Annotated in this window: 9 protein-coding genes; 2 read left to right on the top strand and 7 right to left on the bottom strand. The window is 67.6% G+C overall.

All coding sequences use genetic code 11. The annotated features are described in order from the left end of the window. Nucleotides 1–44: 44 nt before the first annotated feature. Nucleotides 45–1,274, bottom strand: a complete 1,230-nt coding sequence (locus BLT27_RS16245) for an MFS transporter (protein ID WP_245707822.1) — start codon at nt 1,272–1,274, stop codon at nt 45–47. Between the two features lie 236 nt (nt 1,275–1,510). Between BLT27_RS16245 and BLT27_RS16250 the strand changes: the two genes are divergently transcribed. Beyond that, nucleotides 1,511–2,185, top strand: coding sequence for a rhodanese-like domain-containing protein (locus BLT27_RS16250; protein ID WP_089735787.1), 675 nt, complete (start codon nt 1,511–1,513; stop codon nt 2,183–2,185). A gap of 18 nt (nt 2,186–2,203) precedes the next feature. Here BLT27_RS16250 and BLT27_RS19925 read toward each other — a convergent pair whose 3' ends face one another. The 3 genes from BLT27_RS19925 to BLT27_RS16260 all read right to left on the bottom strand — a co-directional run bounded on the left by BLT27_RS19925 (nt 2,204) and on the right by BLT27_RS16260 (nt 5,264). Further along, nucleotides 2,204–2,356, bottom strand: a complete 153-nt coding sequence (locus tag BLT27_RS19925; RefSeq protein WP_175526494.1) for a hypothetical protein — start codon at nt 2,354–2,356, stop codon at nt 2,204–2,206. Nucleotides 2,357–2,499: 143 nt separating this feature from the next. Next, entirely contained in the window at nt 2,500–3,801 is a 1,302-nt protein-coding gene (locus tag BLT27_RS16255) for an oxidoreductase (RefSeq protein WP_089735789.1), read from the bottom strand. Between the two features lie 56 nt (nt 3,802–3,857). After that, entirely contained in the window at nt 3,858–5,264 is a 1,407-nt protein-coding gene (locus BLT27_RS16260) for an MFS transporter (RefSeq protein WP_089735792.1), read from the bottom strand. A gap of 277 nt (nt 5,265–5,541) precedes the next feature. On the opposite strand from BLT27_RS16260, the gene BLT27_RS19930 reads away from it, so the two are divergent. After that, complete coding sequence (locus BLT27_RS19930; RefSeq protein ID WP_175526495.1) at nt 5,542–5,706, top strand: hypothetical protein; 165 nt, start codon at nt 5,542–5,544, stop codon at nt 5,704–5,706. On the opposite strand, the gene BLT27_RS16265 is transcribed toward BLT27_RS19930, so the two are convergent. The 3 genes from BLT27_RS16265 to BLT27_RS16275 form a co-directional block, all read right to left on the bottom strand. After that, a complete protein-coding gene (locus BLT27_RS16265) occupies nt 5,707–5,988 on the bottom strand; it encodes a hypothetical protein (RefSeq protein WP_089735794.1) in 282 nt (93 codons plus the stop codon). 184 nt (nt 5,989–6,172) lie between these two features. Next, nucleotides 6,173–6,655 (bottom strand): hypothetical protein, encoded by a 483-nt coding sequence (locus BLT27_RS16270; protein ID WP_089735796.1) that lies wholly within the window; start codon nt 6,653–6,655, stop codon nt 6,173–6,175. A gap of 25 nt (nt 6,656–6,680) precedes the next feature. Then, the coding region (locus BLT27_RS16275) for a transposase (protein WP_139172316.1) at nt 6,681–7,000 on the bottom strand (320 nt) is incomplete at its 5' end.

Below are 7,000 nucleotides of genomic sequence, written 5' to 3' on the forward strand. Positions count from 1 at the left end.
ACCGGGCGGCCGGCCGGGGGCCCGACAACACGGGCAGCCCGGGCCTACGGCTCCGGCGCGAACCAGGCGACGGCGATGCCCACGAGTCCGAGCGCGCCCGCGCCGAGGAAGGCAGTCCCGTAGTTCGTCGCATCGATGAGCGCGCCGCCGACGATGGGGGCGAGGAACGCACCGGCGAGCCCGATGCTCGTCAGGAAGGCGACGGCGGTGGCGGCGACGGCGGGCTCGACGAGCTCACGGACGTAGGCGAACACGAGTCCGAGACAGAGCTGGATGGCGAAGCCGGCGACCAACAGCGCGGCGACGACGACCGGCACGCCGCGGAGGGACGTGAACGCGGCGACGGCCGGCGTCGCCAGGACGAAGGAGGCCAGCACGACCGGGCGACGGCGACCCCCGAACAGCCGGTCGGAGAGCACGCCGCCGCTGATGCGCGAGAGGACCCCGACAGCCGGGAACAGCGCCGAGAGCGCGCCGCTGGCGACGAGCGTGAGGCCGAGTTCGTCGGTCAGGTAGGACGGGGCCCAGCTGTTGACGAACAGGTACAGCGAGTAGCCGAGGAAGCCGAGGACGCCGACGAGCCAGACGCGCCGGTCGGTGACGACCCGCGAGAGGTCCGCGAACGTGGGCGTCGGCGTGTCGCTCGCGCGGCCGCTCCCGCGGCTGGTCGGCCAGAACAGCGCGAGGCCGACGAGCGAGAGCGCGGTGAACACCGGGAAGACGGCGGGCCAGCCGAACGTCTCGGCGACGAGGGGTGCGGCGGCCTGCCCGACGGCGAAGCCGACCGGCCCGCTGGCGGTGAACGTCGCGACGGCGGTCGCCTGGCGCTCGGCCTCGAACGACCGCCCGACGACGTCGATGCCGGCGTTCCAGACGACGACGTAGGCGAGCCCGCCGAGCACGCGCGAGGCGAGCACCAGCGCGAAGGACTCGATGGTCGCGGCGTACCAGCCCCAGAGGCCGGCGACGAGCAGGAGGCCGACCGCGACGGCGACCGCGTGCCGGGAGTTCGTCCGGTCGAGGACGACGCCGACCGGGATGCTGGCGACGACGGCGGTGCCGAACATCACGCTGACGATGAGCCCGGCCGCGGAGGGGCCGATGTCGAGCGACTGCCGGATGAGCGTCGTCACGCTCGCCGGCGCGAGCTCGTAGGCCCCGAGCGAGACGGACATGACGCTCGCGCCGAGGAGCAGTCCCCAGCGGGCTCGCTCGCTGGAGACGGCTGGTCCCTCGGACGGCCCGTCGTCGCTGGTCGCGTCGGTCGTGGACACGCCACACCGGTTCCCCCGGTGGCCGTATCAAGCTATCGTGGGAACTGCTCACGGACAGCATGGGTTGGTCGGCGACAGGGCGGCTCCCGGCGTCACGTGCGCATCGCCGGCCAGCACGAGCGGTTCGGATGGATCGACTGGGCCCGAACCACAGTCCATTCGTTCGCTTTCCAGTTGAAACAGAGGGGGCAGAGGAGACCAACACGGCTATTCGTGACGGGTGCCTAGCGACGCCCATGCGACGACGTACGTTCCTCGCGGGTTCGGCTGCACTCGGTGCGGCCACTCTCGCAGGCTGTCTCGGCGGCGGGAACGGAAACGTGACGGTGGCGGACGGGGAGACGATCACGCTCACACCCGTCGGCAAGACGTACGAGTGGTTCCAGGACGACGCGGCCCGGTTCGTGGACGCTCGCGGGACCGGCCAGTACGAACAGTCCCACATCGTCGGGGCCGTGAGTAGTCCGGCGTCGAACCCCGGCGGCCCCGGGGACCCCGTGATGGACTGGCCGACCGACACTCGCATCGTCTGCTACTGCGGCTGTCCGCACCACCTCTCCTCGCTGCGTGCCGCACACCTCCAGAAGAACGGCTACTCGAACGTCTCCGTCATCGACGAGGGGTTCTTCGAGTGGGTCGACCGCGGCTACCCGGTCACCGGGCAGTCGAGCACCGCGTTCTACGAGATCACCGGCGAGACGGACCCCGCGGACGCCGGCGAGATGGCCTGGGTCCGCGACCTCGAGTCCGACCAGGACGAGGCCGCACCCATCGCCGCGGACGGGTCGTACACCGTCCACGTCCGCTTCGCGGACATCACGGACGACACCGTGTTGACGCTCTCGACGCCCTCGTACACCGTCGAGGCACCGCTCGGCAGGCTCACCGACGGACTCGTCACTGGCCCCTGACCCGTACCAGAGGACGCCTCAGCCTTGCGCCTGCTCGAGCAGGCAGGAGATGCTGCAGTAGTAGTGCCGTATCTGCTGCGTCGAGCCCTTGTACTCCATCGGCTTGACGACCTCGATGTGCGTCTCTGCCTCCTCGTCGATGTCGTCCATGCAGACGTTACACTGAGTCATGCTCTATCGAACCCCCGTGTCGTGCCACCCGTGCACTGGAATCGACCCCATGTGACTGGTGTACACGACCTTGCGGACTACACTATCATAAGGTTTGTAGCCACTCACGTGGCTTCACCCGGGATATTCCGGGTGCGACTGCCTCAGCGGCCGGTCTCGTACGTGCCGCCGCGCTCGCGACGGGCCCGCTCGCGAACGACGCTCGGCGTGCGACATCGGCCCGGTTCGTCCGTGACCTGCGGGACGGTGCAGTTGTTGCAGTTCTCACAGAGTGCGGCGGTCTCCGGCGGCACCCCGCCGAGCAGCCGCGCCGGGAGCTTCGGTTCGGCGTAGAACGGTCGCGCCATGCCGACGAGGTCGCACGACTCGCCGAGCAGCCGGTCGATGCGACCGCGCTCCCGGATGCCGCCCTCCAGCATGACCGGCACGTCCACAGCGTCACGGATACGGCGGGAGATGCCGGCGTTCCAGGCCGGGTCGAACCCGTAGAACAGCGACTCCACCCGGTTCCCGACCTTCACCGCCCCGGTGCGGAGTCGGCCCCCGAACGCCTCGTGGTACGCGGGCTGGAGCGACGACTCGTCCCACGCCCTGGCGGGGTACTCGCCGCGCACGATGCTCATGTCCCATACCACCGAGGTCTCGACCGGCGCGAGCGCGTCGTAGCCGATTTCCGCGAGGCGTTCGGCGATGACGACCGCGTCGTCGGCGTCGATGCGACGGCGGACGACGGGCGGGCTCGGCGTCTCCACGGGCACCTTCGTCACCAGCGGCGCGTCGCCGGCCCGCTCGCGGAACTCGTCGTGCAGCAGTTCCAGGAACCGCACGCCGTCCGCGAACTCGTCGTCGCGTCGGTTGTAGAACGGGGAGAGGAACTGCTGGACGATGCCCATGTTCGCCCCGGCGACGTGGACGCCGTCGTAGCCGGCGTCGATGGCCCGAGCGCCCGCGACGGCGAAGTCACGCGCCAGCTCGCGCACCGCCTGCGTCGAGAGGACGTGCGGCGAGAACTCGAGGAACCCCAGCCGGTCGAGCAGCCGGAGCTGCCACGGCGGCCGCGAGACGGCGAGCTGTTCGAGGTCGGGATGCTCGGCGCGGTAGCCGGCGTGCCAGGTCTCCATGCTCCGCAGGCCGCCGTGCTCCAGCTGGCAGAAGATGTGGCTCCCGTGTGCGTGAATCCGGTCGGTGAGCTGCTCGAGTTCGGCGACGAACTCGGGGTCGTGGACCCGGGTCATCCCCGGCGCGGCACACCCCCCTTCCCCGCGGACGATGGTCGCGCCCTGGCAGAGCAGGCCGGCACCGGCCGCCGCACCCGGTTCCAGGTCGTCGATGAGCGCCTCGACCGCGCCGTCGCCGGTGCCCGCACACTCCAGCAACGGCGCGCGGTAGAGCCGGTTCGGGAGCGTCAGCGGCCCGATGTCGACCGCGTCGTCGAGCGTCGGCATGGGAGGGGATTCGACTGCGAGCGAGGAAAACCCGTGGGATGGTCGGCGGGAGGGGACTACCCCCCGTCGCCGTCGCCCGCCGTCGTCACGTCGAACGCCGCGGGGTCGGCGTCCGCGACGGACGGGAGCCCGCGAATCCGGGGACGGAGCAGCGTGTACAGCCCGGTGAAGCCGAAGCCGAAGGCGGCCAGGCCCATCGTCGTCTGGGTACCGAGCACCGCGGCGACGACGCCGCCGACGAGCGAGCCGAGCGGGAGCGTCGCGCCCGAGGCGGTCCCCTTGACCGAGGAGACGCGGCCGAGCAGCTCCTTCGGGAACACCGTCTGGTTCAGCGTCGCCGTGAGCACGCCGCTCGCGCCGGCGGGCACCCAGGAGAGACCGAACAGGACGACGGTGAGCGCGGGCGTCGGCGCGTAGACGGCGGCGAGCCAGCAGACCGCGCCGAGCGAGTGCCCGACGAGCAGTAGTCGCCCGTACTGGACGTCCTCCAGGTAGGGGGCGACGACCGAGCCCGCGAGCCGGCCGATGCCGAGCGCGCCGAGCAGCAGGCCGTAGACGGCGGGGCCGCCGAGGCCGTCGCCGAACGACGGTAGGATGGCGAGGGTGACGCCGACGGCGAAGTTGGCGACAGCCGTCATCAGTATCAGCTCGACGAAGACGCTGCCGCGGAGGGTGTCGATACCCGCACGGAGGTCGTCGAGGTAGGCCCCGAGGACCGACTCGTCGGTGTCGTCCTCGACCTCGCTCGGCTGCCCGTCGTCGCTGTCGTCCCGCCCGATGCCGACACCGGCGAACAGCAGCGCGGCGAGTGCGAACGTCACCGAGTCGAACAGGAACAGCGTCGTCGCGCCGAAGACGGCGATGAACGCGCCGCCGAGCGCGTCGAACACCATGTCCAGCCCGAGCGTGACGGTCGCGAGCGCGGAGTTGGCCTTCGAGAGCCGCGTCTCGGGGACGATACGGGGAAGCAGCGTCGTCTGCATCGGTGCCATCACCAGCGTCGACAGCACCAGCAGCGGGACGACGGCGAGGATGACCCCGACGGTCAGGTTCCCCGTCGCCGCCGCGAGCGGGAGCACGAGGACGACCACGCCCTGGACGACCTGCGAGCCCACGAGCACGGGCTTGAGCGGCAGGCGGTCGACGACGGGGCCCGCGAGTATCTGCAGGAGCCACGGGAGCAACAGCATCGAGTTCGCGATGCCGGTCAGGACCGTCGAACCGCTCAGCCCGAAGACGAGCCAGAGGACGGCGACGGTGTAGAGGCTGTCGCCGGCGTTGGTGACGAACTGCCCGGCGAAGAATCGCCGGAAGTCGCGGTTGCGCCAGAGCGAGGGCTGGCTGTCGGTCGGTGCTGTGCCGGCTGTGGGTGATTCGTGGTCGGCAGGCGATTCCTGGTCTGTCTGCGATTCGGCGTCGTGTGAGTCACCGCTCGACGGCGGCGACTCGGAGCCTGTCGGCATCTGTGTCTGTGTTCGAGTGGGACACTGCGGCTACGGAGTGTAGCGAGGCGAACCCGAGTGCTGCGGCTATCGGGCCCGCACAGAAGCAGGCGGCGAGCGGGGGTCGAACACCGGACGGCCGAGATGCCGGCGAGTCATGAAACGCTCTACGCGATACCTGTACGGCGCGTAATAAAGGACTGGGGGCGGTGTGTCACGCTGCGACACACAAACAGACCGACCGGCCGACCACCCGAACACGACAGTTCAAACCACGGCAGGAGCCAAAGGAGGGTAGATGAAGCCAGCGGACGTGCCCGGGGTGCCCGAGGCATTCGTCGACCAGCTCCGCGAGCAGGGCATCGAGGAGCTGTACCCGCCGCAGGTCGGGCGGACGATTGCCAAATCACGTCACCCAGCTAGCGATGTGTCGGCGGTCCAGCGCGGCGGGACGACGTTCTAGCTACTCCCCGGGTGAAGACTCGCTCGCAGTGACCCACCCTCCGCCCGAGATCTTGCCTGAAGCGGTGTAGTCCGAGAGCGAAACCGGACCGTCGGTGGCTGGGTCGAACGTGAAAACAGGAACAGTCTGACTAATAGGGGCGACGGAGAAATCGGTCTCTTCCTGTCCAACGAGCGACCCACTCGTTTCAACTTTCGCCATCGCTGTTGACTCGCCGATAGACTCGCCGTCGTTCCGGATGAGAACACGAACCTGAATCATGTTCGCGTCCGTCTTCTCCATAGTGACGTTCTCTACATACAGATTCGCAGGCTCGTCGCCGGTGGTACAGCCAGCAAGTACTCCGACCAATGCTACTGAACCCGCCTTCGATAACAGCGTTCGTCTTCCAACCATTCGATTTTGTGTATTCATCACCATTGTAATAACATCTGAATTTGTGATATACGCCCGCTCTTGACCCTGTTCAAGTCTCGACGCTGGTGTACTCCACGATATTGCTGACCAATCCTGTCTTCGTGGTCTTGAACACTGTCGGTGCAACATCACACGGACATCTCCCGGTCCGATAGTCGAGATAGCCGAACTCGAATCGAGAACGTGTCTCGATCTGTGCTGTCCACCCAGACACCATTCCGTTTTCGACCTTGAAGCTCGCACCGGCGATGTTATCCGTCTGGTCGGGAAAGTTCACGTTACCCTCCTCGTCATTCTGTTCGAGAGGGAGGTCCCAATAGTACTGTTCCTGGTCACCGCCGTTTGAATACCCCGAGTTGTAATCTACGGTGATGCCGCCGTTCGAATCCGCGTTCAGTGCGTACTTGATCACAGCAGTTGAGATACCGCCGTATACACCGGTCACACTGTTCACGACGTCGAGTGCGAGGTTCATGATTCCGTCGTCTGGACTGGAAGAGTCGTTCTCTCCGTCCGGCTGGGGTTTGCTCATGGAGGAGCGTGTCATAGAATCCATCTCATAGTTTCTCACAGCCCGGTTCGTTTCCTCGCTCGTAGTTGGTGATAGCAATGACGAGCCGGAGACACAGTGCCAGGAACACTTCTGTTCGTGCGTGGACGCGGCCTCGGGCGCGGACGTGCCCGAGGCCGCAGTCCTTGACTGCGTCGTTGGTCCGTTCGACCCCTGTCCGGTGGTTGTACGTCTCGTCTAAGACTGACTGCTTGAGCTGAACGTCCTCGCTGTGTTCGGTGATGCGGTCTTCGACTCTGTACTCGATATCTTTCGGGTGGTCAGTGTTTCGCGGGTTGTATGGAGCGATTGGCACGACCCCTGCGG

This window comes from Haloarchaeobius iranensis (genome assembly GCF_900103505.1).
Lineage (GTDB): Archaea > Halobacteriota > Halobacteria > Halobacteriales > Natrialbaceae > Haloarchaeobius > Haloarchaeobius iranensis.